This is a genomic window from Paraburkholderia sp. (assembly GCF_035501035.1).
Classification (GTDB): Bacteria; Pseudomonadota; Gammaproteobacteria; order Burkholderiales; family Burkholderiaceae; genus Paraburkholderia.
The window spans coordinates 1-24,613 of sequence record NZ_DATJWR010000073.1; the positions used below are offsets into that span (position 1 = coordinate 1).

The 24,613-nt window shown below is 63.4% G+C and carries 23 protein-coding genes; 10 read left to right on the forward strand and 13 right to left on the reverse strand.

Translation table 11 applies throughout. The features are described from left to right. Nucleotides 1–270: 270 nt before the first annotated feature. The 6 genes from VMJ11_RS05100 to VMJ11_RS05125 all read right to left on the reverse strand — a co-directional run bounded on the left by VMJ11_RS05100 (nucleotide 271) and on the right by VMJ11_RS05125 (nucleotide 5,102). Nucleotides 271–624: a hypothetical protein gene (locus VMJ11_RS05100; protein WP_325617584.1), complete on the reverse strand. Its 354-nt coding sequence runs from the start codon at nucleotides 622–624 to the stop codon at nucleotides 271–273. Nucleotides 625–877: 253 nt separating this feature from the next. After that, complete coding sequence (locus tag VMJ11_RS05105) at nucleotides 878–1,771, reverse strand: amino acid ABC transporter permease (protein WP_325617586.1); 894 nt, start codon at nucleotides 1,769–1,771, stop codon at nucleotides 878–880. Beyond that, on the reverse strand, nucleotides 1,768–2,412 hold the full coding sequence (locus tag VMJ11_RS05110; protein ID WP_325617588.1) for an amino acid ABC transporter permease: 645 nt from the start codon (nucleotides 2,410–2,412) through the stop codon (nucleotides 1,768–1,770). Before VMJ11_RS05110 ends, VMJ11_RS05105 begins: the two co-directional genes overlap by 4 nt. Nucleotides 2,413–2,433: 21 nt before the next feature. Next, nucleotides 2,434–3,273 carry a glutamate ABC transporter substrate-binding protein gene (locus VMJ11_RS05115; RefSeq protein ID WP_325617590.1) on the reverse strand — a complete coding sequence of 280 codons (840 nt, stop codon included), beginning with the start codon at nucleotides 3,271–3,273 and terminating at the stop codon, nucleotides 2,434–2,436. 60 nt (nucleotides 3,274–3,333) lie between these two features. Further along, the gene (locus tag VMJ11_RS05120; protein ID WP_349255974.1) at nucleotides 3,334–4,086 is read right to left on the reverse strand and encodes an amino acid ABC transporter ATP-binding protein; all 753 of its coding nucleotides are present in this window, start codon (nucleotides 4,084–4,086) and stop codon (nucleotides 3,334–3,336) included. Beyond that, on the reverse strand, nucleotides 4,083–5,102 hold the full coding sequence (locus VMJ11_RS05125) for an asparaginase (protein WP_325617594.1): 1,020 nt from the start codon (nucleotides 5,100–5,102) through the stop codon (nucleotides 4,083–4,085). The genes VMJ11_RS05120 and VMJ11_RS05125 overlap by 4 nt, the downstream gene beginning before the upstream one ends. A gap of 116 nt (nucleotides 5,103–5,218) precedes the next feature. On the opposite strand from VMJ11_RS05125, the gene VMJ11_RS05130 reads away from it, so the two are divergent. After that, nucleotides 5,219–6,142, forward strand: a complete 924-nt coding sequence (locus tag VMJ11_RS05130; RefSeq protein WP_325617596.1) for a LysR family transcriptional regulator — start codon at nucleotides 5,219–5,221, stop codon at nucleotides 6,140–6,142. A 269-nt stretch (nucleotides 6,143–6,411) separates the two neighbouring features. Beyond that, nucleotides 6,412–7,584, forward strand: a complete 1,173-nt coding sequence (gene mdh / locus VMJ11_RS05135) for an iron-dependent methanol dehydrogenase (protein ID WP_325617598.1) — start codon at nucleotides 6,412–6,414, stop codon at nucleotides 7,582–7,584. A 142-nt stretch (nucleotides 7,585–7,726) separates the two neighbouring features. On the opposite strand, the gene VMJ11_RS05140 is transcribed toward mdh, so the two are convergent. From VMJ11_RS05140 to VMJ11_RS05155, 4 genes are all read right to left on the reverse strand, one after another. Then, nucleotides 7,727–8,500, reverse strand: coding sequence for a DeoR/GlpR family DNA-binding transcription regulator (locus VMJ11_RS05140; RefSeq protein WP_325617600.1), 774 nt, complete (start codon nucleotides 8,498–8,500; stop codon nucleotides 7,727–7,729). Between the two features lie 92 nt (nucleotides 8,501–8,592). Continuing rightward, entirely contained in the window at nucleotides 8,593–9,591 is a 999-nt protein-coding gene (gene pdxA, locus VMJ11_RS05145) for a 4-hydroxythreonine-4-phosphate dehydrogenase PdxA (RefSeq protein ID WP_325617602.1), read from the reverse strand. 53 nt (nucleotides 9,592–9,644) lie between these two features. Next, nucleotides 9,645–10,904, reverse strand: a complete 1,260-nt coding sequence (locus VMJ11_RS05150; protein WP_325617604.1) for a four-carbon acid sugar kinase family protein — start codon at nucleotides 10,902–10,904, stop codon at nucleotides 9,645–9,647. Further along, nucleotides 10,901–11,899 carry a 2-keto-3-deoxygluconate permease gene (locus VMJ11_RS05155; RefSeq protein WP_325617607.1) on the reverse strand — a complete coding sequence of 333 codons (999 nt, stop codon included), beginning with the start codon at nucleotides 11,897–11,899 and terminating at the stop codon, nucleotides 10,901–10,903. Before VMJ11_RS05155 ends, VMJ11_RS05150 begins: the two co-directional genes overlap by 4 nt. Before the next feature lie 514 nt (nucleotides 11,900–12,413). Here VMJ11_RS05155 and VMJ11_RS05160 point away from each other — a divergent pair. After that, complete coding sequence (locus tag VMJ11_RS05160) at nucleotides 12,414–13,451, forward strand: alpha/beta hydrolase (RefSeq protein WP_325617609.1); 1,038 nt, start codon at nucleotides 12,414–12,416, stop codon at nucleotides 13,449–13,451. Between the two features lie 160 nt (nucleotides 13,452–13,611). After that, a complete protein-coding gene (locus VMJ11_RS05165) occupies nucleotides 13,612–15,033 on the forward strand; it encodes an MFS transporter (RefSeq protein ID WP_325617611.1) in 1,422 nt (473 codons plus the stop codon). Nucleotides 15,034–15,140: 107 nt separating this feature from the next. Here the strand turns inward: VMJ11_RS05165 and VMJ11_RS05170 are convergent, their stop codons facing one another. Then, the gene (locus VMJ11_RS05170; RefSeq protein ID WP_325617627.1) at nucleotides 15,141–16,586 is read right to left on the reverse strand and encodes a catalase; all 1,446 of its coding nucleotides are present in this window, start codon (nucleotides 16,584–16,586) and stop codon (nucleotides 15,141–15,143) included. 372 nt (nucleotides 16,587–16,958) lie between these two features. On the opposite strand from VMJ11_RS05170, the gene VMJ11_RS05175 reads away from it, so the two are divergent. Next, nucleotides 16,959–17,954 carry a GlxA family transcriptional regulator gene (locus VMJ11_RS05175; RefSeq protein WP_325617613.1) on the forward strand — a complete coding sequence of 332 codons (996 nt, stop codon included), beginning with the start codon at nucleotides 16,959–16,961 and terminating at the stop codon, nucleotides 17,952–17,954. Between the two features lie 236 nt (nucleotides 17,955–18,190). Beyond that, a complete protein-coding gene (locus VMJ11_RS05180) occupies nucleotides 18,191–18,874 on the forward strand; it encodes a M24 family metallopeptidase (RefSeq protein ID WP_325617615.1) in 684 nt (227 codons plus the stop codon). Nucleotides 18,875–18,952: 78 nt separating this feature from the next. On the opposite strand, the gene VMJ11_RS05185 is transcribed toward VMJ11_RS05180, so the two are convergent. Further along, nucleotides 18,953–19,492 (reverse strand): carboxymuconolactone decarboxylase family protein, encoded by a 540-nt coding sequence (locus VMJ11_RS05185; RefSeq protein WP_325617617.1) that lies wholly within the window; start codon nucleotides 19,490–19,492, stop codon nucleotides 18,953–18,955. Nucleotides 19,493–19,820: 328 nt separating this feature from the next. Here VMJ11_RS05185 and VMJ11_RS05190 point away from each other — a divergent pair, with 328 nt between their 5' ends. Further along, entirely contained in the window at nucleotides 19,821–20,924 is a 1,104-nt protein-coding gene (locus VMJ11_RS05190) for an alkene reductase (protein ID WP_325617619.1), read from the forward strand. Nucleotides 20,925–21,137: 213 nt separating this feature from the next. Here VMJ11_RS05190 and VMJ11_RS05195 read toward each other — a convergent pair whose 3' ends face one another. Beyond that, the gene (locus VMJ11_RS05195; protein ID WP_325617629.1) at nucleotides 21,138–21,575 is read right to left on the reverse strand and encodes a MarR family transcriptional regulator; all 438 of its coding nucleotides are present in this window, start codon (nucleotides 21,573–21,575) and stop codon (nucleotides 21,138–21,140) included. 223 nt (nucleotides 21,576–21,798) lie between these two features. On the opposite strand from VMJ11_RS05195, the gene VMJ11_RS05200 reads away from it, so the two are divergent. The 3 genes from VMJ11_RS05200 to VMJ11_RS05210 all read left to right on the forward strand — a co-directional run bounded on the left by VMJ11_RS05200 (nucleotide 21,799) and on the right by VMJ11_RS05210 (nucleotide 24,433). Next, nucleotides 21,799–22,236: a MarR family winged helix-turn-helix transcriptional regulator gene (locus VMJ11_RS05200; RefSeq protein ID WP_325617621.1), complete on the forward strand. Its 438-nt coding sequence runs from the start codon at nucleotides 21,799–21,801 to the stop codon at nucleotides 22,234–22,236. Nucleotides 22,237–22,335: 99 nt separating this feature from the next. Continuing rightward, nucleotides 22,336–23,898, forward strand: coding sequence for a DHA2 family efflux MFS transporter permease subunit (locus tag VMJ11_RS05205; RefSeq protein WP_325617623.1), 1,563 nt, complete (start codon nucleotides 22,336–22,338; stop codon nucleotides 23,896–23,898). A gap of 97 nt (nucleotides 23,899–23,995) precedes the next feature. Beyond that, complete coding sequence (locus tag VMJ11_RS05210) at nucleotides 23,996–24,433, forward strand: MarR family transcriptional regulator (protein ID WP_325617625.1); 438 nt, start codon at nucleotides 23,996–23,998, stop codon at nucleotides 24,431–24,433. Nucleotides 24,434–24,613 lie beyond the last annotated feature (180 nt).

The following is a 24,613-nucleotide window of genomic DNA, read 5'->3' on the forward strand; positions in this document are numbered from 1 at the left end:
AAAAAACTTCCCCGAACGCGCGCTGCCTGCCCTTCCCCCGGATTACATCCCCCGGGGCAGTCCAGCGCGCTCAACGCCACGTTCCTGATTCCATTACTACGTTGCGTATCCTGCTCGGGCATAGGCTCATGCAACGATGGCTCTCTTCTTGTACGACAATAGAGCGCGCAGCTACTTATATGACACAGTAAGACTAGGTGGTGCCCCCCCCTGAAGCACGAGCCTCAATGACGTAAAAGCGCTTCGTCCGTTATTCGCAACGGCCCCGCGCTACACCTGCCCCTGATACTGGCTGCGCACTGCCGGGAAGATGTAATTCGCGCAAACCGATGCTGGCTTAGGCTTGTCAGATACGAACATCAGCGCGCGGTCAATTTCATCGCATTCGGCGCGGATGTGCGACATGATTTCCGTTGCGCCATGAGAGATGCGCGACAGGTCCTCGATGTGCTTCTTCGACATGTTGGCGCTGATCGCGAGCACGGTGGCATGGTTGGCGATTTCCGCCAGCCTGACCGTCATCAGACCGCGCTGCTCTGCCAGGAAAAGTACCAGGTCCTCGAGCACGTTGAGCTTGTCCCGCAATCGAGCCACGGTGGCTTCGTGATTGATGTCGTCATACATGGTGCGTTACCTCGTCAAGCTTGAAGCGGCCCGTGCAACGCATCGGCGATGATCGGGCATGTATCTCGGTCATCAGACCGGAAACGTCGGATGGAAGACCAGCAGCACGGTGATTTCCCTACCAGGCAGCCCGGCGCCGTGCCCGAAGCCGGAGCGTGCTTTCTCGGTCGATGCGCATCAGCCCAAGCTCGATCGCGCCAGCGCGCCGAGCTCGGTCAATCGAGAGCGTTTCATCGGCAGGCGGAGCCGCCGCTCAAGCCTTCGGCGCTCCGCCGAGCGACACGCACTCACCCGACGTCTCCGCGGTGGCGGCGTGCACATCGGGCGCCCGTCCGGAGGACCGCACGGTGCGGCTCTGGCGCCGCACCACCCAGCGCTTCACATAGAGCAGCAACGCACTGACCACGCCATATCCCATCGTCACGACAAACGCGGCCTGCAGCAACGACTCGGGCGCGTAGCTCGACACGTCCTGCGAGCGGTGCAGCAGTTCGTCATAGGGAATCACATAGCCGAGCGACGTGTCCTGCACGATCGCCAGCAGCGAACTGATGAGCGCCGGCAGCATGTTGCGCAACGCCTGGGGCAGAACGACATGCAGCATCGCCTGCCAGGGCCGCATGCCCAGTGCGAGCGCCGCCTCGCGTTGCCCGCGCGGCAGCGAGAGGATGCCCGCGCGAACCACTTCGGCCGTGAGCGCGCCGTGGTGCAGCGCCATTGCCACGACGAGAAACCCGAGTGCCGGCAAGTCGAAGCCCAGCGCAGGCAGCTCGATCACCATGAAGAGGATCAGCAGCAGCAGCGGCACCGCGCGAAAGAGCTCGACGTAGGCGCCCGCCAACGTGCGAATGCCGCGGTGTGCGGACAGGCGCCCGAGTGCGAGCGGCAACGCCAGCACGAACGCCCCGAGCGCCGAGCAGGCGGCCGCTTCGAGCGTCGCCAGCAGCCCGTCGAACAGGAACTTCGCGGTGCCCCAATGCCAGAAGATCGCCCATTTTTCGGCGTCGAACTGCCCTGTGGATTCCAGCCGCACGCCGATGGCGGCAAGCAAGCCGACCACGGCAAGCGCGCTCAGCACGGAAAAGACGCGTTGCCGCGCGCGTGCGCGCGGGCCCGCGGCTTCGTAGAGCGTAGTCGTGCGCATCATCGTGCCACCGCCATTTTCTGCTCCAGTCGCCGCATGAACATGCCGAGTGGCACGGTCAGCAGCATGTACGCGACCATCGCGCTCGCGAACGTCGGCACGGCCTGCGCCGTTTCGAAGTTGATGCGCTGCGCCGTGTAGGTGATGTCGAACACGCCGATTGCCGCCGCGATCGACGATGCCTTGATCTGGATAACGAACAGATTGCCGAGCGGCGGAATCACGGTGCGTACGGCCTGCGGAATCACGACGTTGGCGAGCACCTGCGTAAAGGTCATGCCGATGCTGCGCGCGGCCTCGATCTGCCCCGGCGGCACGGCGTTGACGCCGGCACGCAACACCTCGGCGATCCATGCGGCGGTGTAGAAGCCGAGCACGAGCACCGAGGAAGCGATGAGCGAATACATGAATCCGAGCTTTGGCAGGCCGAACACGAACAGCAGCAGCAGTGCGAGTAGCGGCGTCATCCGCATGATCTCGACGTAGGTTGCCGCGAACCAGCGCAGCGGCGCGAGCGGGCCGACCGCCATCACGGTCAGCGCGACGCCCAGCACGAAGGCCATTGCGAACGACAGCAACGACAGCTCGATCGTGACGCCCATCCCCTGGATGAAGCGCCACGCAAACGAAGGCAGGGATTCCATGTGTCACACGTCAAGGGTACGTCAGGGTTCGATCGTCGGCACTTGCGGCTGGCCCAGCGTGCCTTCGAGATTCTTCGCGTAGAGCTTGTTCCACGTGCCGTCCTTGATCGACTGCTCGAGTTGCGCATTGATCCAGTTGCGAAACGCGGGCGCGTCCTTCGACACGCCTACGCCCCACGGCTCCCGCGTGAACGGCTTGCCCACGATGCGAAACTTGTTCGGCTGGCGCAGCGCTTCGCCCGCGAGCATCGCGCCGTCGTCGACATACGCGTCGAAGCGACCGTCGACCACACCTTCCACGCAGGCTGGCGTGTCAGCGAACGTCACGAACTTCGTCTGCGGCGCGAACTTCTTCACGTTGTCCTCAACGGTCGTGCCGTTGAGCACGCACGCGGTCTTGCCCGTGAGATCGGCCACGCTGCGGATGCTGGTGTCGGCGCGGCGCGTGAGAATGTCCTGGCCCGCGATATAGTACGGACCCGCAAAGCTGATCACCTTCTTGCGCTGGTCGTTGATCGTCAGCGTCGAGATGACGACGTCCACGCGGCCGCTCTGTAGCAGAGGCAAACGGTTCTCCGGCGTCGTCTTCACGAACTCGACGTTGTCGGCCGAGCCCGTGAGCTTCTTCGCGAGCATGCGCGCGAGGTCGGCCTCGAACCCTTCGGTCTGCCCCGATATCGGGTTGCGCACCGAAAACATCAGCGAGTTCTGCGACGTGCCCACCACGAGCTTGCCGCGCTTCTGGATCTTCTCCATGGTCGAGTCGGTGGGAACGCTGTCCGCGGCGTGCGCGGGCGCGACGGCCGCGAACAGCGTGGCGGCGATGCACGAAGCCATGACGGCGATGTTTTTGAGTTTCACGTTACTCTCCTGTCTTTCTATGTGAATGGAGCGGCCCGGTTCGAGCCGGCAAGCAAGAAGCTAGTGCGCCAGGATGCTCGAGAGAAAATCGCGCGCGCGCCCGGAGCGCGGCCCGGCAAAGAACGGCTCGGGCTCGGCGATCTCGACGATGCGCCCGCTGTCCATGAACACGATGCGATCGGCGGCCTGGCGCGCAAAGCCCATTTCGTGCGTGACGACGATCATCGTCATGCCGCTCTTCGCGAGCTCCAGCATCACGGCGAGTACTTCGCTGACCATCTCGGGATCGAGCGCCGAAGTGGGCTCGTCGAACAGCATCAGCCGCGGGTTCATCGCAAGCGCGCGCGCGAGCGCAACGCGCTGCTGCTGGCCGCCCGAGAGTTCCGCGGGCGCGGCGTCCGCCTTGTGCGCGAGACCCACGCGCGCAAGCAGGCGCCGCGCATTGGCCTCGGCCTCGGCACGCGAGTGGCGCAGCACCTTGCGCGGCCCCATCGCGACGTTGTCGAGCACCGAGCGATGCGAGAACAGGTTGAACTGCTGAAACACCATGCCGATGCGCGCACGCACCGCCGCGAGCGCACGGCCTTCCTGTGCGAGCGGCTCGCCGCCGATCAGGATGTCGCCGGAATCGATCGTCTCGAGCCGGTTGATGCAGCGGCACAGCGTGGACTTGCCCGAGCCCGACGGGCCGATCACGACGACGACCTCGCCCGGCGCGACGTCGAGATTGACGTCGAACAAAACCTGCTGTGCGCCGAACGACTTGTTCAGGCCGCGCAGCGAAACGAGCGGCGTAGCCGCGCCGGCGGTCATACCCATGTGAGCTGCGCGGTCGACTTGAGCCGGCCCACCTCCATGCCGCGCACGTTGCGCAGCACGGGATCGGCCCATCTGGCGAGCGCCGTGCCCTCGGTCTGCAGCGGCAGCCCGAGCTGCCCGAGTACGGCGAGACTGGTCGCGTAGACGGCGCTGAAGTCGCCATCGGCGATCTTCACGGCCACGCCGATGCCGGTGTCGCGCACGCCGATCGTATGGAGACCGTCCGCGCCGACCTTCGCGACCCAGTTGCCGTTCGAGGCCTGCGCGAGCGCGAGGTCGCAGCGGCCCGTGCCGGACACCATCATCGGATGCGCGGCCATGGCCGCGTAGATGCGATTCAACGCGGCCTCGGTGCTTGCGCCGTCGGGCGATTTTCCCGTCGCGAGGCGCGCCCACATGAGCGCGAGGCTGCTGAGCGGCATGCCGAAATTGGGCGCGCTGCAGCCGTCGATGCCAACCCACAGGTCGCTTTCGGACTCACCCGAGAGCCTCGATACATTGCGCGAGATTTGCCGCTGCAGTTCGTGATCGCGTTCGAGATATTGCGCATGCGCATAGCCATGCATGCAGCAATAGCCGAGAAAGCCCGCGTGCTTGCCCGAGCAGTTGTGATGACGTTGATCAAAAAAGCTGCCGCGCGGCGGCAGGTTGTTCTCGTTGTAATAGTTCGGGATATGGACACCGCAGCGCAGGTCCGGCTCTGCCACGTTGATTTTCGCGAGCATGCTTGTGACCGCATCGACATGCACCTGCTCGCCGCCGTGGCTCGCGCAGGTCAGCGCGAGTTCCTCGTCGGTGAAGCCGAAATGCTCGGGACCGCCGTCGCGCACGAAAGCCAGCGCCTGGAAGGGCTTGAGTGTGGAGCGCGAAAAGACGAAGGCTTGCGGGTCGCCGGCATAGGCGAGCAGCACGCCGTCTGCGTCGACTACCGCGACGGAGCCCCAGTGAACACGCTCGATGTGAGCATTGCGAGTGGCGACGGCAAGCGGGATATGCGAAGGCAGGGTCATTGCGTGATGGCGGTTAAAGCGATCATCGCAGTTTAATTATTGCAAAAGTTGGTGTCCCATCGTAATTTCGAAAACCATTTTGCACTGGACGCAATACCGCCATGAATCGAAAAAAGATGACGGATAACGGAATCGATCATCTGGGTGCAATGCGCGCGCTGGTTCGCGTCGTCGAGCTAGGCAGTCTTTCGGCAGCAGCGCGTGAGCTGAAGGTTGCGACCTCCACGATCGCGCGCAAGGTCACGGCGCTCGAAGCCCTGCTCGGCGTGTCGCTGCTGCACCGCTCGACCCATCACATCGCGCTGACGGAGGCGGGCAATCTCTATCACGCGCGGGCAGTGTCGATGATCGCGGACCTCGACGACACGCTGCGCGTCGTAACCGAACTCGATGCCGCGCCCAGCGGACCGCTGAAGCTGACCGCGCCGGTCGCCTTCGGCCGGCGCTATCTCGCTCCGCTCGTGGCACCCTTTCTCGAACGCTACCCGGGCATCCAGCTCGATTTGCGCCTGACCGATAACCACAACGACATGGTGTCCGGCGGTTTTGATCTCGATATTCACGAGGGGGAGAACTATCTCGATAACCTGATCGTGCAGCCCATCTCCCGCAACGACAGCATCCTGTGCGCGGCGCCGTCCTATCTCGCGCAGCGCGGGCGCCCATCGTGTCCGGCCGATCTCGCTCAGCACAATTGCCTGCGCTACCTGCATCCCGAAGGCGATTCGCGCTGGCACCTCACGGACGGCAAGCGCATGGAGTCCGTGCTGCCGCACGGCAACCTCCAGTCGGATCATTCGGAGTTGCTGCTCGAGGCGACGTGCGCGGGACTCGGTATCGCAGAATTCGAAATCTGGCTGATACGCGACCTGCTGGTTGGCGGCACGCTGGAAGCGGTTTTGCCTGGTTACCATCTTAAAAATGAGCTCACCGGCAGGCAGATATATATGGCGTATCTGCCCAACCGTCGTTTTTCGACCAAGGTACGCGTGCTGCGCGAGTTCCTCGCGGAACGGCTAAAGGGCATAGGGGAGATGTGACAGGAATCTTTTCTTTACTTTGACTAGTATCAAGCAATATTCGTTTTACAATATTTGACAGCAATTCATGCATATGTACAAAGCGGAATTTGCTTGATCCGGAATGCTCAATATTGGCCTATGCCATGTGCCGATACTGAACAAAATCGAACTGCTTTTTCGCTCACGCTCTCGCGTAAAGCCCGGGGAATCCGCTTTCTGATGTGATGGCCTGTTTCGTGCTCTATGAAATGCGGGTCGCAAGTGACCCAAATAACCGTGGAGACGAAATGAGTTATCTAAGCATCGCCGATCGCACCGACAGCTTTTTCATCCCCTGCGTGAGCCTCATCGGTCCGGGCTGCGCGCGCGAGACCGGCACACGTGCAAAGGCGCTGGGCGCCAGGAAGGCACTCATCGTGACCGATGCCGGTCTGCAGAAGATGGGATTGCCCGAGATCATTGCCGGCTATATCCGCGAGGCCGGCCTTCAGGCCGTGGTCTTTCCAGGCGCCGAGCCGAACCCGACCGATGTCAACGTCCACGACGGCGTGAAGCTCTACGAGCGGGAAGGTTGCGACTTCATCGTCTCGCTGGGCGGCGGATCGTCGCATGACTGCGCGAAGGGCATTGGTCTCGTCACCGCAGGCGGCGGGCATATCCGCGATTACGAGGGTGTCGACAAGTCCAGTGTGCCGATGACGCCTCTCATCTCGATCAATACGACGGCCGGGACGGCCGCGGAGATGACGCGCTTTTGCATCATCACCAATTCGAGCAATCACGTGAAGATGGCCATCGTGGACTGGCGCTGTACACCGCTCATCGCGATCGACGATCCGCGCTTGATGGTGGCCATGCCGCCGGCGCTGACCGCGGCAACCGGCATGGATGCGTTGACCCATGCAGTGGAAGCGTATGTCTCCACCGCGGCGACCCCGATCACCGACGCCTGCGCGGAAAAGGCGATCGAGCTGATTGGCGAGTGGCTGCCCAAGGCGGTGGCGAATGGCGAATCCATGCAAGCGCGCGCGGCAATGTGTTATGCGCAGTACCTCGCGGGCATGGCGTTCAACAACGCGTCCCTCGGCTACGTGCATGCCATGGCGCATCAGCTTGGCGGCTTCTACAACCTGCCGCATGGCGTGTGCAACGCGATCCTGCTGCCGCATGTCTGCGAATTCAACCTCATTGCCGCGCCCGAGCGTTTCGCACGCGTTGCCGCGCTGCTCGGCGTGAGTACGGCCAACCTGTCTACCGCTGACGCAGCGGCGGCTGCGGTGGCGGCTATCCGCAGGCTGTCAGCGTCCATTGGCATTCCGTCCGGGCTGGCAGGTCTCGGAGTCAAGGCGCAGGATCACGAGGTGATGGCGCATAACGCGCAAAAGGACGCTTGCATGCTGACCAATCCGCGCAAGGCCACGCTGGCGCAGGTCATTGCCATCTTCGAAGCGGCAATGTAGGGCTATCGCTCCGTATGTAGAACTAAGGAAGTGGCTGCTTCCTTAGTTCCTGCCTGCTCAATGGCCCGACTCGAACATCCCGATGCTTTGTTGTATCAGTCAGGCCAGAATCCAGCGCGAAACGGGCGCGGCATTGCGCCGCCTATATTGGCGCAAGTTCGACGGTCACTTCCCGGAGTGCGCGGAACGGCGCAAGCGCGGCGTCGCTGGCCATCGACGAAGTGAGAAGACGCCAGTTTCGCTGAATCGGCGTCCAGTGCTGCTGGCGGGTACGGCCAAGCTTGTCGGAATCGGCGAGCACGATGACTTCGGCTGCGCGGGCGACGATGCACTCCTTCAGCCACGCCTGCTGGGCTGTTGCCTCGCACAGGCCGAATCCCGCCACCACGCCGTCCGCCCCGAGAAACGCACAATCCACCGTGAGCCGGCTCAGGATCAGCTCCGCCAGCGGCCCGAGCGTGCTCATGCTCGACCCGCGCAACTCGCCGCCTATCAACGTCAGCCGCACGCCCGGCGAATTGGCGAGCGCCATCACCGCAAGCAGATTGTTCGTCACCACATGCAGGTTTTCACGCGCCGCGAGGCGGCGCGCCAGCGCAGCGCAGGTGGTGCCGCCATCGAGCAGCACGGTGTCGCCGTCGCGCACATGTGCCGCAGCCGCCACGGCGATCGCCTCCTTCTGCTCGCCTTGCGTCGACTTTCGCTCTTCGAGCGACGCTTCCGGCTCGTGCGCGCCGACCAGCGCCGTTGCGCCTCCGTACGTGCGCACGAGCCGCCGCTCTTTCGCGAGCGTGGTCAGATCACGCCGGATCGTCGCTTCCGATACATCGAGCGCCGCGCACAACTCCTCGACGTTAGCGTCGCGGGTGCGAAGAAGCTCGAGAATCGCCTGATGGCGGTCGGTCGTTTTGGTCACTTCTGCGCAAGCCTGAAAAAAGGGCCTCAATCTTACACCAGCGACGCACCCGCACCTTGCCGCACCAACGACGTCGCATCAGCGACGCGTCATTACCGGCGCGTCGCGAGTTCAGCGCCCTGGCGCAGCGCTTCGAGCATGCTGCCTTCGTCCACGACGCCCTTGCCGGCGATATCGAATGCCGTGCCGTGATCGACCGACGTGCGGATCACTTCGAGGCCGACCGTCACGTTCACCCCGGCTTCGAGGCCCAGCACCTTCACGGGACCATGCCCCTGGTCGTGATACATCGCCACCACCAGATCGAAGTCGCCGCGGCCCGCGCGGAAGAACAACGTATCGGCAGGCAGCGGCCCCGTGACGTCGATGCCCCGCTGCTGCAGAACCTGGACGGCCGGAATGATCTTTTCTTCTTCTTCGCCGTAGCCGAACAGGCCGTTTTCGCCTGCATGCGGATTGATCCCGCACACGCCGATGCGTGGCGTTTTGATACCCGCCTTGACGAGCGTCGCGTGCCCGCGTTCGATGGTCCGCTGCACGAGGCCCGGCTCGATCTTGCGGATCGCGTCGATGATGCCAATATGCGTCGTGACGTGAATGACACGAAGCTGCGGCGCGACGAGCATCATCGACACTTCGTCCACCCCTGTGAGGTGCGCGAGCATTTCCGTGTGACCCGGATACTTGTGCCCCCCCGCGTGCAACGCTTCCTTGTTGAGCGGCGCCGTGCAGATCGCGTCGATGCTGCCCTCCTGCGCAAGCTCGGCGGCTCGCCTGATGTACTGGAAGGCCGCATCGCCCGCCACCGCCGAGAGTTGGCCGAACGGCAAGTCTTCGGGGATCAGGCCAAGGTCGATACAGTCGATCGTGCCCTGCTCGTATTGCGCTTGCGATGCGTCGTCAATGCGGCGGATCTTCATCTCGCCGCCCACGATGCTGTTTGCGCGTTCGAGGCGCTTCGCATCGCCGATCACGAGCGGACGGCACTGCGCATAGACCGAGGGATGCGCGAGGCTCTTGACGACGACTTCCGCGCCAACGCCGGCTGCATCGCCCATGGTGATGCCGATTATGGGGAGGTACTTGCTCATGAGGGAATCTCGTTATGCCTTGGGAATTGGCTTTTGTTCAGTAGTGAAGCACGTCACGGTGCGCCGACATGCGGCTCAGTTTCGTTGCGCAGCGTGAGCCATGCCGCGTACAACGCGCGATCGGTGCCGAACGCACCTGCTTTCGTCACGACGCCGGGGCAGTGTGTGCGGCCGGCATCCAGCGGCCGGCCAACGGCGACACCGGCCTCGACTTCGGCCAGCAATTGCAGATTGCCGATGCGCGCCGCCGCGAGCATCGCGCGCGCCGTCTCGCCGCCCGTCGCGATCAGCCCGCCCGCCTTCGTGAAGTGCGGCTCGACGAGCGCGGCGAGCGCCGTCGACAGTTGCGCGCCTTCGGCAGGATCGAATGCATCGTCGCGACCGATGCGCACCAACAGATCGACGCGCGCCGTCAGCGACACATCGATGCGTGCCTGCCACGCGCGCCAGTCGCGATGGCTTGCGCCCTCGCGCAGCATGGCGGGCGGCACGATCAGTTCTTCGACGCGGCCTCGCTCGCGCAGCATCGCGCACTGGCGCTCGCTGACGCCCGACAGGCTGCCGACGAGGATGAGGACCGGACCGCCCGGAAACGCTGCATCGCGCTGTTCGCTGACGTACGTGTGCCGGCGGGAATCGAGCGCCGCGATTTCACGCGCAAGCCCGCCCGATCCGACCCAGAAGAATGCTGCTTCGCTTTGCAGCGTCGCGCGGGCGAGCGCGCGCAGCGCCGCTTCGGTTTGCGTATCGACAATCAGCGCCTGCAAGCCGCTCGCGGCCAGCGCTTCGATGCGCGCAGCCAGTGCATGCGGGTCGTCGCGCAAAGCTTCGGCATCCAGCAGCTCCGGCTTCAGGCCCGCGGACTTCAGCTGTGTGGCGAGGTCGGCGGCAAGACCGGCGTGTTCGAGCTTCCATGTCGACGTTTCTTCGAGCGGCTGGCCGTGCACGTAGACGCTGCCGCCGCGCACCGTGCGCCCCGTGGCCGGGAACGCGGGCGCGACGATCGCCATACCCGCGAGCGGCTGCAAGGCCGCCACCTCGGCGGCCCAGTTGCCGCGCAACGTCGAATCGATTTTCTTGTAAAGCCGCTGGCCGCGCGCGCTCATCTCCGCATACGCGGCCACGGTGCGCGCTGCCGCGTCTTCAGGCACGAGACGGCGCGTGTCGGTATCGACGGCGATCGTGTCGGCGCCTTCATGCGCGGACGTGCGCGTAGCCTCCAGCGTGACGACCGTGCGGTGACGCTCGCTCGCGAATCCGATCGCGCAGTCCGCGGCACCCGAGAGGTCATCCGCAATGATCAGTACCTTCATTGCACCCGTTCCGCCCGATTGCCTGCCTTCACGTCAGCCTGCCGCTGCTGGTAGCGCTTCGCGATCGAAGCCGTCAGTATCGGCGAGAGGATCGCCGTCACGACGACACAGGCGGCAACCAGCAGCGTCGCACTTTTCGCCGCCTCGGCGTAGACCGGGTTCGCCGCGGCGACGAGGGCTGGCACCGCCGCCGCATTGCCCGCGGTATTGGCCGCAGCCACCCCCGCGACACCCGTGCCGCCCGTCAGGCGGTCTGCGAAATACAGCGGGACGCCCGTCACGATCACGACGGCGATACCCAGCCCGATGCCAAGAATCCCCGCCTGCCACACCTTGTGCAGGTCGAGTCCCGCGCCGAGCGCCAGCGCGAAAAAAGGAATCATCACGGGCACGGCCTTCGCGAGAAACTCGCGCATCTCACGGTCCAGGTTGCCGAGCAGCATGCCCAGCGCGAGCGGCAGAATGCTGCCGACCAGCGTCTGCCACGGAAACGCAGAAAGGCCAGCGACGCCGAGCGTGACCATCGTGAGGAACGGCCCCGATTCGAGCGACATGAGCGTATAGGCGCCGACGTCTTCGGAGCGGCCGTATTGGCCCATCAGCGCCATGTACAGGCCGCCGTTGGTGTCGTTCATCGCAGCGACCACGGCGAGCGTAGAGATACCCGCGAAGAGTCCGGCCGAAACAGGCTGCTCGCCGATGAGATGACCGAGAATCACGCCAACCACGATGGCCGCCCCCACCTTCGTGACAAGCAGCGCGCCGCCCTTCTTCATGAGGTACGGCGTGGACCTGACGTTGATTCCCGCCCCCATGCAAACATAGAAAACCGCAAGGATCGGGAGCGCCCCCGTGAACAGCGCGTTGGTGAACGAGCCGAAGAACTTCGGCATCTCGGGCAGAAAGGTCGCCACCAGCGAACCGACAAGCAGCGGCACGATCATCATGCCGCCCGGCACGCGCTCGATCGCGCGTTTGATGGGAATCTGAACCATGGGTAGTCTCCTCGCGTTCTTCGGTATCGCGTCAATCCGCGAATTGTGATTGAAACAATCATTTGTTGACCGACTCAATCATACACGAGTGAACACGCCCCTTAAGATGCTTCAATGTGATTACCTTGATCGGGATAAATGACCGAATCAATCAATTTTTCCCGGCTTTCCGCTGGGAATGTTCATGCTGTCGATAGCCCTCCCGCCCGCTCGGTGTGCGGCGGCCCGCGTGATCGAAAAATCTCTTGACACTCTATCTACCGGTAGATAAAGTTCGGCTCATGCAAGCAAAAACACCTGTGCATCTAGCTTGCGGAGGCGCTGGCGCAAGGCGCAGCGACAAACGTCATGAGGCGCAATCGCCTCTTTCTTTTTGCCCGAGAAATCTACCTAGTAGTAGATAGTATATTTTCAGATAAGGGCCCAGCCCTCGTTTTTTGGCCGCAGTTGCCTACGCATTAGTAGATAGATTCAATCAACGCTTCACCGTCACTGACACAAGGAGCTTCATCAAATGAAAGCGCTCAAGCCGATGACCCTCGCCGTACTGCTCGCCGCCCACTCCGTCTTTGCTGCGGCCGCCGCGCACACGTCGCCCGCCATGCCCGCCGGGCCGGACCAGGTCACCGCGAACTTCCTCCATGTGCTGAACAGCGGCAAAGGGCCCGCAATCAACACGCTGCCGCCCGTCAAGGCGCGCCAGGTGCTGGTCGACGCGCAGAACAGCGTCAAGGTCGACCTCTCCGGCATCGATGTGTCCACCCGTACGATCGAACAGGACGGCGTCAGCGTGCCCATCACGATCGTGCGCCCCGAGGGCGCGAGCGGCGCGCTTCCCGTGTTCATGTTCTTCCACGGCGGCGGCTGGATTCTCGGTGACTTCCAGACGCACGAGCGCCTCGTGCGCGACCTCGTCGTGCAATCGGGCGCCGTGGCGGTGTTCGTGAACTACACGCCCTCGCCTGAAGCGCGTTACCCCGTGGCCATCAACCAGGCCTACGCCGCGACGAAGTGGGTCGCGGAGCATGGCGGCGAAATTGGCGTCGACGGCAGCCGGCTCGCGGTGGTGGGCAATAGCGTCGGCGGCAATATGGCCGCTGTCGTCAGCCTGATGGCGAAAGACAGGCAGGGACCCCACATCCGCTTCCAGGGCCTCATGTGGCCGGTCACCGATGCGAACTTCAATGACGGTTCCTACCTCGCCTACCAGAACGGCCACTTTCTCACGCGCGACATGATGGAGTGGTTCTGGAATGCTTATACGACGGATCCTGCGCAGCGCGCGCAGATTTACGCTTCTCCGCTGCGTGCTTCGGAGGAAGAACTCAAGGGGCTGCCGCCCGCGCTGATCCAGGTCGCGCAATTCGATGTGCTGCGCGACGAGGGCGAAGCCTATGGCAAGAAACTCGACGCCGCCGGCGACGACATCACGATGGTCCGCTACAACGGCACGATTCACGACTTCGGGTTGCTCAACGCACTGGCCGAGGATGCCCCGACGAAAGCTGCAACGCAGCAACTCGCAGACCAGTTGAAAGCCCACCTGCAATAGGCCCTCGCGCCGGCGCGCTATGACACTCGCCCGGCGCATCATCGCGATCAATCAGGCATTCTGGCTCGCCTCGGCGTTGCTGTATAAACTTGAGGGCTACGAGCGGGAGGTCGCGCAGGCATGAGCCGGGGCGAGCCGCCCGGAACACGGAATACGCCCAATGCCGCACCGCCTCGAACGCCGCACCGCCGTCGCATTCCTTGTGGCCGCAACGTTCTTCATGGAGAACCTGGACGCCACGGTCATCACCACTTCGTTGCCCATCATGGCGCGCGACTTTCATACCGCGCCCGCCTATCTTTCGATCGGCGTGTCGGCGTACCTGGTCGCGCTGACGATGTTCATCCCGGTGAGCGGCTGGCTGGCCGAGCGTTTCGGCGCGCGGCGCGTGTTCGCCACGGCGATCGCGGTATTCACCGTCGCTTCGTTGCTGTGCGCGACCAGCAGCGGGCTCTTCGCCTTCACGGCCGCGCGCGTGCTGCAGGGGCTGGGTGGCGCGATGATGGTGCCGGTCGGCCGGCTGGTCGTGCTGCGCGACACGCCGAAGCATGAAATCGTGCGCGCCATTGCGATCCTCACCTGGCCGGCCCTGGTCGCACCGATTCTCGGGCCGCCGCTTGGCGGCTGGATCAGCACGCACTGGAGCTGGCACTGGATCTTCCTGCTCAACCTGCCGCTCGGCGTGGCCGCGCTCGCCGCCGCGCTGCTGCTCCTGCGCGATGCGCATCGCCCCGTGCAGCCCTTCGACACGCCCGGTTTCGTGCTGAGCGGGCTAGGCTTTGCGTTCGTCATGAGCGGCATCGAGATGGCCAGCCGCTCCGACGTCACGGCACTGGTGTCGATCGGCATGTGTGCCGCGGGCATCGCGCTACTGGCGGGCACCACCGTGCATCTGCGCCGCGCCGCGCACCCGCTGTTCGATCTCGCGCCGCTGAAGATCACGACATTTCGCGTCGTCGTGTTCGGGGGCTCGTTGTTTCGCACCGCCATCGGCACCGCGCCGTTCCTACTGCCGTTGATGTTCCAGGTCGCGTTCGGCTGGAGCGCGGTGGCATCCGGTGCGCTGCTCTTGTGGCTATTCGCAGGCAATCTGTGCATGAAGCCGGGAACCACGTGGGTCATGAACCGGTTCGGCTTTCGTACCGTGCTCTTGGTCAACGGAATATTGGTCGCGCTCGGCTTCGCCGGCTTCACGCTGCTCGGACCCGACACGCCCCGCGCGGCTGTTGCCGGGCTCCTGTTTTTCAGCGGACTCGTGCGTTCAATGCAGTTCACCGCGCTGAACACCATCGGCTTTGCCGATATCCCCCAGCCGCAAATGCGCGATGCGACCACCCTGTTCTCGGTGCTGCAGCAGATGAACGCCGGCATGGGGATCGCGGTGGGCGCCCTGGCGCTATCGATAGCCGAAGCGCTGCGCGGCACGCACGCCGGAACCGCCAGCACAGCCGACTTCCACCTCGCATTCTGGCTGATCACGGCGCTCGCGGCGTTGGGCGTGGTCGACAGCGTATTGCTGCCGCGCAGTGCCGGCGCGCACATCCTCGCGCGGCGCAAGAACGAAGCCTCCGAGCGCGCCTGACGCCCCACGCGCCTCGCCGCGAAACGCGGCGGAACCGCGGCCGTGAACGCGCCCCAGCCGTGGGGCCGCGCTCCCGGCCGCGACGCCCTGCGGCGAACTCCCCCGGCCTACCGCACGTTCGCTCCGAGACGGGCGAGCGCGGCAGCCACGCCATCCCCATACTCTGGGTCGGCCTTCCTGCAGTTGTCGACGTGGCGCTGCTTGACTTCGTCCCGTGCATCGCCCATGGCTCGCGCAGTATTCTCGAACAGCACCTGCCTTTGCGCCCCGTTCATCTTCCGGAACAGATCGCCCGGCTGCTGGAAATGATCTTCGTCGAGACGGTGATCCCAGTGCGCCGCGGCACCGTCGATCTCCAGCGGCGGCTCATTCAATTGCGGCTGGTCCGTCCATACGCCTTTACTGTTCGGCCAGTACGAGGGCGTGCCACCGAGATTGCCGTCCGTCCGCATCGCGCCATCGCGGTGGTAGCTGTGAAACGGGCACTTGGGCGCGTTGATGGGGATATGGTTGTAGTTCACGCCAAGCCGATAACGCTGCGCGTCGGGGTACGAAAAGAGGCGCGCCTGCAGCATCCTGTCGGGCGAAAAGCCAATGCCCGGGACCACGTTGGCCGGTGAAAATGCCGCCTGCTCGGTTTCCGCGAAAAAATTATCAGGATTCCGATTCAATTCGAAGTAGCCCACCTCGATCAGTGGGAAGTCGGCCTTCGGCCACACTTTGGTCAAGTCGAAAGGATTGAACGGAAAGGCCTTGGCCTGCGCATCCGTCATGATCTGGATGAACAAGGTCCAGCGCGGGAAATTGCCGCGCTCGATGCTCTCATACAAGTCGCGCTGATGCGTCTCGCGATCCTTGCCGATCAAGGCCACGGACTCGGCATCGGTCAGGTTTTCGATGCCCTGCTGTGTGCGAAAGTGGAACTTGACCCACGTACGCTCATTCTGCGCGTTCAGGAAGCTATAGGTGTGGCTGCCGAAACCGTGCATGTGCCGGAATGAGCGCGGAATGCCCCGCTCGCTCATGACGATCGTGACCTGGTGCATGGCCTCGGGGAGCAAGGACCAGAAGTCCCAGTTGCTGTCGGCACTGCGCATGCCCGTTCGCGGGTCGCGCTTGATGGCGTGATTCAGATCGGGAAAACGCAGCGGATCGCGAAAGAAGAACACCGGGGTATTGTTGCCCACTACGTCCCAGTTTCCTTCTTCAGTGTAGAACTTCAGCGAGAACCCGCGGATGTCGCGTTCGGCATCGGCCGCGCCGCGTTCGCCCGCCACCGTCGAGAATCGCGCGAACATCGGCGTCTCCTTGCCGATCTCCGAGAAGATCTTCGCTTTCGTATAACGCGTGATGTCATGCGTGACGGTAAACGTACCGTGCGCGCCAGCGCCCTTCGCATGCATGCGACGCTCGGGAATCACCTCGCGGCCGAAGTGCGCGAGTTTCTCGATCAGCCAGATATCCTGCAGCAGCGCGGGGCCTCGCGGGCCGGCCGTTTGAATGTTGACGTTGTCGCTGACCGGTGCGCCCGATGCGTGGGTCAGCTTCGGCATGCTCGACTTTTGATCCATGATGGTGCTCCTGAACGTGTTTGAGAGCGCGCGTCGACCTCGTGCGTGCAGCGCAAGATCACTCGCGAAAACAAGAGCCGCTGCAGAATCGACATGACTTGGGGCCATCAGCGTCGCGATGCATCTCTACAGAAGCGAGATCGATTCTCCGCATGTTGGCCGGTGGCCTCAACACGCGTCAGACGAGCAATCGTGCCAACATTGCGTGTCCGGCGGACACAGGGCGATTTCATGCTTGAATCTATCGGTTCGATTGATGTAGCGAATCGAGAACGCCAGCTGGCAAAAAATGCCTTCACGTGACAAGCGTTCCAGTTATGCTATGACCGTTCACCGCCCCATTCCTTTCCACCGATGCTCAGCGTTGCCGTTCTCGTCTTCCCTGGCGTTCAGGCGCTCGATGTGTTCGGGCCGACCGACGTTTTCTCGGAAGCCAATCGTTTCCTTTTGCCCGAAGCGCACTACAAGCTCGAGCTGATCGCAACCGAACGCGGCGCGGTGCCCTGCTCGAGCGGCGTGCGCATTGGTGCAGACCACTACTTCGAAGAGGCCGCCGATGCCTGGGATCTGCTGCTCGTTGCGGGCGGTCCCTCGCTTGTGAATGAGCCGCTTGACGATGCGCTGCACGCCTGGCTGCGCAAAGCCAGCCAGCGCGCCCGGCGCTTCGGATCCATCTGCAACGGCGCGCTCACCCTCGCGCGAGCGGGCTTGCTGGACAACCGGACCGTGACGACACACTGGAACGACGCGGGCGCCCTCGCCGCCATGTGCCCGACTGCGAACGTCGAGTTCGACCGGATTTTCATTCAGGACGGCAACCTCTATACCTCGGCGGGCGTCACGGCGGGAATCGATCTCTCGCTGTACCTGCTTGCGCAGGACCACGGCCCCGAGATCGCGTTGAACGTCGCCAAACGGCTGGTCGTGTTCGTGCAGCGCGCGGGCGGCCAGTCGCAGTTCAGTCCATATCTCACGCCGTATGCGGAAGCCTCGTCGCCCGTTGCGCAGGTGCAGCAGTATGTGCTCGGGCACCTGAATGAGGATTTGAGCGTGGAAGTGCTGGCGTCCGTCGCCAGAATGAGCAAACGCAATTTCGCGCGAATATTCGTTCGCGATACTAACGTAACGCCCGCCGAGTTCGTCGAGAGCGCACGTATCGATGCGGCCCGTGTAATGCTCGAAAACAGTTCGGTCCCGTTGAAAACCGTTGCGTTTCAATGTGGCATGCGAGACGCCGACCACCTGCGCGTGGCGTTCAGGCGAAAGCTGGGCACCACGCCGCAGCAGTATCGGAGCCACTTCGGCGCTGTCTCCGCAAAAGCGAAACGCCCTGCGAAAGCGGGCGCCTAGCAGCGCCGTCAGCGGCCGCCAGCCAGAGCGTCCGGTCCGGCTGTGTCTTGCCAGACGAACGCATCGCGGTCGTGTTCACGCCTCGCTCGATCACCCCAAACGCGGTCTGGCACAAGAACGGCCCAATCTGTCCGCATTCCACGCCACAGAACCATGGAAAAGCGCGCCGCGACTGCGCAGAATGCGTGTCGAACGCGTGGCTTTCCTCGCCCGCGTGCCCCATGGAGAGTTCTACGATGAGCGAAATTCTTGCGAACGCCGAGCGGGTAGGCCCGGCATTTTCCGTCGACGGCATGCTGCTTGCGCGCAACAAGACCCGTGAAGCGATTAGCAATATCGCGTCGCGCGTCAGGCCGGGCATGGTCGAGGAAGAGGCCGTCGAAATGGCGAAGCGGGTCCTTCTCGAGTCGGATCTGGCGCTGAGCTGGCACCCCACTCGCGTTCGCTTCGGCAGCAATACGATCAAGCCGATGAAGCAGGCCTCGGAGCCGGGCGTCATCCTTAAGGATAACGATATATTTTTCATCGATATCGCCCCTCGCGTCGGCGCATGGGAAGGCGATGGTGGCGCCTCATTCGTCGTAGGTCAAAATGCGCAGTACGAGCGTTGCGCGCGCGATGCCGAGCGGCTCTTTCACGAAGTGCGTGAGGTTTGGGAGCGCGAGCGGCTGAGCGGCCAGGCTTTGTACGCCTTTGCCGAAAAGAACGCGCGCGCCATGGGTTGGGAGCTCAACTTCGATCTGCCCGGTCATCGTGTGTCGGACTTTCCGCATGCCACGATCCACACCGGGTCGCTGGCCGAGTTCGACTCCACGCCTTCGGCCATGCGCTGGATTCTCGAGATCCATCTGCGCGACCCGGAAAGGCGCTTCGGCGCGTTCTTCGAGGACATGCTGCTCGACAACGAGTTCTACGGCTAAGCGTCGCCGGCCTGCTCCCACGCCAGCCCGAAGCGAACGCACCGACCGCACGGTGGCCGCGTGGGCTGGCATCGTGCCTCACTGCGGCAGCTTCGGCGCGGCCGGGAAGTCGACGGGCACGCGCGTCACGCCGTGGAGGTAGTTGGTGACGACCTTGTCGCCGATCGCCACGATCGTGTCGACGAGATGCTCCTGCGTCCAGCCGGCCACGAGGAACGCGTCGACGAGCGGCGCTTGCGCATGACCACGCCGCACCGCGATGTCCTTCACGAGACGGGCCAGCGCATCGAGCTTCGCGTCGAAGCTCGCACGGCCGCCGCGGATTTCGAGGATCTGCTCCTCCGTGAAGCCGGCCTTCCTGCCGATCACCGTATGCGCCGCGAGGCAGTATTCGCACTCGTTCACCTGGCTCACGACCAGATTCACCACTTCGCGCGCCTTGCCCGTAATGCTGCTCTTCGCGTTCTGGAACGCGAGATAGTTGCCCAGCGCATGCTCCGAATGGGCGAGCGTGGCGTACAGGTTCGGCACCATGCCGATGCCCGCCTTCAGCTTGTCGAAAATGGCCTGGTTGGCCGGCGACACTTCCTCGCGGGTGGGAACGTTAATCGAGCTCATGTTGTTTCTCCAGTCAGTGAACAGGGGGCGTTGAGGCGACGCGCAACTTACGAAGCGCCGAATTTGGGGGCCGTTTCGTGAGACGCCGCGGTGCCACCGTAATTTGGCTCATCGGGCAGGCTTGCCGGTAGGCAGCTGCCGCTCATATCAGTGATTCCTTTCAGGCATGGCCCAGCGCGGTTCGTGTGGCTCGCTCGCAGCGCATCGAACCCTCGTCAAATGCGCCATGCCCCGGTGGAATAGGAGCTATCGCCCGTGTCTCACTTCCCGCACGGCGGGGATGCCGCGAATATCGGCGTCATCCCCAACCCAAAGGAAGGAGCACGAAATGAAGCTGTTCAGCGACACCCGTGTTGGCGCGTTACCGTTGAAGCATCGCGTGGTGCTCACCCCGCTCACGCGTATGAGAACCGAGCCGGGCAACGTGCCGGGAGATCTGATGGTCGAGTACTACGCGCAGCGCGCATCGGATGGCGGCCTGTTGATCACCGACGCCACCGCCGTCTCGCCACTCGGCATCGCCTATGTCGATGCGCCGGGCATGTGGACGCGCGAGCAGATGGCCGGCTGGAAGCGCGTGGTCGACACCGTGCACGCGAAGGGCAGCCGCATCTTCGTTCAGCTCTGGCACGCGGGCAGGCAGGCCCACCCCGCCAATACCGGCGGCCTCACGCCGGTCGCCCCCTCGGCGTTGCGCTCGCTCGAGCACGCCGCGATTCGCGACGAATACGGCAATCTTGCCGAAGCCGAGCTCGTCGTGCCCCGTGTGCTCGAAGCGCAAGAGATCGAGGAGATCGTCGAGCAGTTCCGCCATAGCGCCGCGCTCGCGAAGGAAGCGGGCTTCGATGGGGTCGAACTCCATGCGGCCAACGGCTATCTGTTCGAGCAGTTCCTGCTCGACGGCACGAACCAGCGCACCGACGCCTATGGCGGCTCCATCGAAAAGCGGGCGAAGTTCCTGTTCGATACGCTCGACGTCGTGGTCGGCGTGTGGGGGCCCGGGCACGTTGCCGTACGCATTTCCCCAAGCGGCACCTACGGCACCATGTCCGACAGCGATCCGCACGCCACCTTCGGCTATGTCGCGAAGCGCCTGAACGCCTACGCGCTTGCCTACCTGCACGTCATCGAGCCGCGCATTCGCGGCATTGAAGAGCGGGAATCGAGCGATTCGGAAGTCTCATCGAAGGACTTACGCCGTCATTTCAACGGTGCGCTCGTCGCGGCCGGCGGCTTTTCGCGCGAAAGCGCCGAGCAGATTCTGGTTGACGGGCACGCAGACCTCGTGGCGTTCGGGCGCCTCTTCATCGCCAACCCCGATCTGCCCGAGCGCCTGCGCACCGGAAGCCCGCTGAACCGCTACGACCGCTCCACCTTCTACGGCGGCGATGCGCGCGGCTATACCGACTACCCGCTGCTCGCGCGCGCGTGAGTGCTGGCCAACGGTACTGCGAGCATGCAGTTGCGGTCGAGGATCTTCACGATTTCGGCGTCTGCCTTCGCGCCGGCACGCGCAGAACGATCCGATCTCGATCCAGTTGGCCATTACCCGTTGCGCGGGCAGCGTGGCGAACGCGCGGCCGATGCTCGCCGGGAAGCCTTCGAGCTTTCCGGCCGCGCCCGCGACACCCGATCAGACACCCGATTAATCACTCGTGAACTTGCGCAACAGGCGACCCAACTCTTCGAACTCGACAGTGCTGAACTTGTGCAGCCGCGCGTTGAGCACCCTGGGCGCAATTTCCGGAATTTGCCCGGCAATGGCCTCGCCCTCTTTCGTCAACGCCAGGTTCACCACGCGGCGGTCGTCGACGCTGCGCGAGCGCCCCACCCAGCCCTTGTTTTCGAGCTTGTCGATGAGGCGCGTCATCAGCCCCGTATCAATGCTGAGCTGTTTCGAGAGCTCGAATGGCGAGTGTGCCACCCCCGCCCGGACCAGGAGCAGGATGCCCATTTGCGCGCTCGTCATGTCCAGAGGCTTGAGCGCCGCGTCCATTTCCGAAGCCATCAGGTTAAGCGCTTTCGAAAGCGCGAAGCCCACACTTTCGGTAACCATGAAGCTCTCGGGCGTGTAGTGTTCCATCGTTTCCTCGTGTCGGCGGACGTTGGCGCTCCGGCGCCAGACTCTGGTCTCATGTAATATCGCGGCCGCAGCCGCATTTCTGACAAAAACAATAGCTGCAATGTCAGATTTGGTCAAGTGACTCACCGGGCGTTCGTGCAGCATCCATCCGCACTCTCAAAAAAAACTTTGCACTTATCTGATATGTCAGATATAGTGCGCAGCAGAAACGGAGATGTCAGTCATGAGCCACTATCGCGAAGAAGGTTTTTTGCCAGTTCAGCGTGTCGTCTATGCGCTGAGCAAAGCCCGTAACCTGCTCACGGCGGAAATGGACTTCGCGCTCGAGGGCACCGGCGTCAGTGGTTCGCACATCGGCGCGCTGCTGCTCCTTTCCGTGGGCGTTGCGCGCTCGTCGGTCGGGCTCTCCAAACTGATGGGCATCGACTCGGGATTTGTCACACGAATGGTCGACCGCATGGAAAGGCAAGGCCTCGTGCGCCGGCATCGCAACGGCGCGGACCGGCGCGTGGTCGACCTGACCTTGACCGACGCCGGCCGCAACGTGGCCGCGCGGATCGCCGAGACCGTGCCGGCGGTGTTGAACCGGCGCTTGTCGGGTTTTACCCCGCTGGAGTTCGCGGCCTTATGCCGTCTCCTCTGCAAGTTGCTGGGCGAGTGAATCGTTTTTTTGTAACCAAATCTCTGACATATCAGATACCTGACGACGGCTCGAGCGTAGCCGGCCATCAAGCCTCTTCAAGCCTTTAAAGGACGCAACATGAACCCGCCGAACAACGCGAACGCTCCAGCACCATTGGTTGGCTGGCAGTTCGCACTGGGCACCTTCGCCGTGGCCCTCGCCACCTTCATGAACGTGCTGGACTCGTCGATTGCAAACGTCGCGATTCCGACGCTCTCCGGCGACCTGGGCGTCTCGGTCGACGAAGGCACGTGGGTCATCACGCTGTTTTCCGCGGCCAACGCGGTCTCCATTCCGCTGACGGGCTGGCTCACGCAGCGCGTCGGGCAGGTGAAGCTCTTCGTGGCTGCGATCCTGCTGTTCGTGGTTTCGTCCGCGGCTTGCGGCTTCGCGCCCAGCCTGCCTATTCTGCTCGTGGCACGTATCGTGCAAGGTGCGGTGGCGGGGCCGCTGGTGCCGCTGTCGCAATCGCTCCTGCTCTCTTCGTTTCCGAAGGAAAAAAGCTCGAGCGCGCTCTCCCTGTGGGCGATGACCGCAACGGTCGGTCCGATCGCCGGGCCGGCGCTGGGCGGCTGGATCACCGACAACTACAACTGGTCGTGGATCTTCTACATCAACGTGCCCGTCGGCCTTTTCGCCGCCGCGGTGATCTGGGCGCTCTATCACAAGCGCGAAACGCCTTCGCGCAAGCTGCCGGTCGACAAGGTGGGGCTCCTTTCGCTGATCGTCTGGGTGGGCGCGCTGCAGATCATGCTCGACAAGGGCAAGGATCTCGACTGGTTCAATTCGCCGGTGATCTGGGCGCTCACGATCGTCGCGCTGATCGCGTTCCTGTTCTTCGTGATCTGGGAACTGACCGAGGCCAAGCCGATTGTCGACCTGCGTCTGTTCAAGGGACGCAACTTCCTCGGCGGCACCATCGCAATTTCGATTGCCTACGCGGTTTTCTTCGCCAACCTCGTGATCCTGCCGACGTGGATCCAGGAGTACCTGGGCTACCGCGCCGTCGATGCGGGCCTCGTGACCGCGCCGCTCGGCGTCTTCGCCGTGATTCTTGCGCCGGTGATGGGCAAGATCATGCCGAAATCGGACATGCGCGTGCTGGCGACGCTGGCCTTCCTCGGCTTCGCAGGCGTGTTCCTGATGCGATCGTGGTACACGACGGGCGTCGACGCCTACACGCTCGTTCTGCCGACGCTGCTGCAGGGCATCCCGATGGCGCTGTTCTTCACGCCGCTCACGGCGATCATCCTGTCGGGCTTGCCGCCGGAGAAGATCCCGGCCGCCGCGGGTCTGTCGAATTTCGCGCGGATCTTCGCCGGCGCGGCGGGAACGTCGCTGCTGAGCACCATCTGGAACGACCGGACCATCCAGCATCATTCGCAGCTCGCCGAGCAGACCAGCGTGAACAACCCGGCCTATCTGCACGCGCTCGCCAATATTCAGACGACACTGCATGCCAGCCTCTTCAAAGCCGAGGTCTTTTTCGAAAGCCAGCTGAGCGCACAGGCTTCGATGCTCGGCCTGAACGATGTGTTCTGGCTGTCGGCGGTGATTTTTATCGTGATCATTCCCCTCATCTGGATCACCAAGCCCAGCAAGGACGGCGCGAAGAGCGCGGCGGGCGCGGGCGGTCACTGAGCGGCGTGCGGACCGGACCGTGAAGAATCGCAAATTTCCTCTTGCATAATTCTGACTTTGCAGTTATTGTTCATGTCATCCAACTCGAGGACGCGCCATGAAGCACTACACACCCGAAAGTTTCTCGCTCACGCAAAGCGTCGGGTTCCTGCTGACCAAGGCTCGCAACCTGGTCACGGCGGAAATGGACACGGCCCTCAAGGAGCTCGACATCACCGGCCCGCAAATGGGCATTCTGCTTGCGATGCAACGCGGCCTGGCCTCCACGCCGTTCGAGCTCTCGAAGATCCTGTCCGTCGATACCGGACTCATGACACGGATGCTGGACAAGCTGGAAACGAAGGGCCTGCTGGCACGCTCGCGCAGCGTGGACGACCGCCGGGTGGTCAACCTGGTGCTGACGAAGAAGGGCGAGGCAATCGCGGCCGAGATTCCGAAGGTCGCGCCGGAAGTGCTGAACGCGCGCTTGAAGAAATTCACGAAGACGGAGTTTGACGAGCTGTGCCGTCTGCTCAACAAGTTCATTGGCAATTGAGCGCTGCGGCGCTCTCCCCTTTTTTTCATCATTAATCTGACAGGTCAGAAAATGAAAACGCAGATTGGTAAATCCGCTGGCGGTGCCCGCACGATCAAGGTGGGGTTGTCGGCGATTCTGGTGGCGATGCTCTCGGCATGCGTCAACTATGCGGGCATTCACAGCGACCAGCAGATGGCC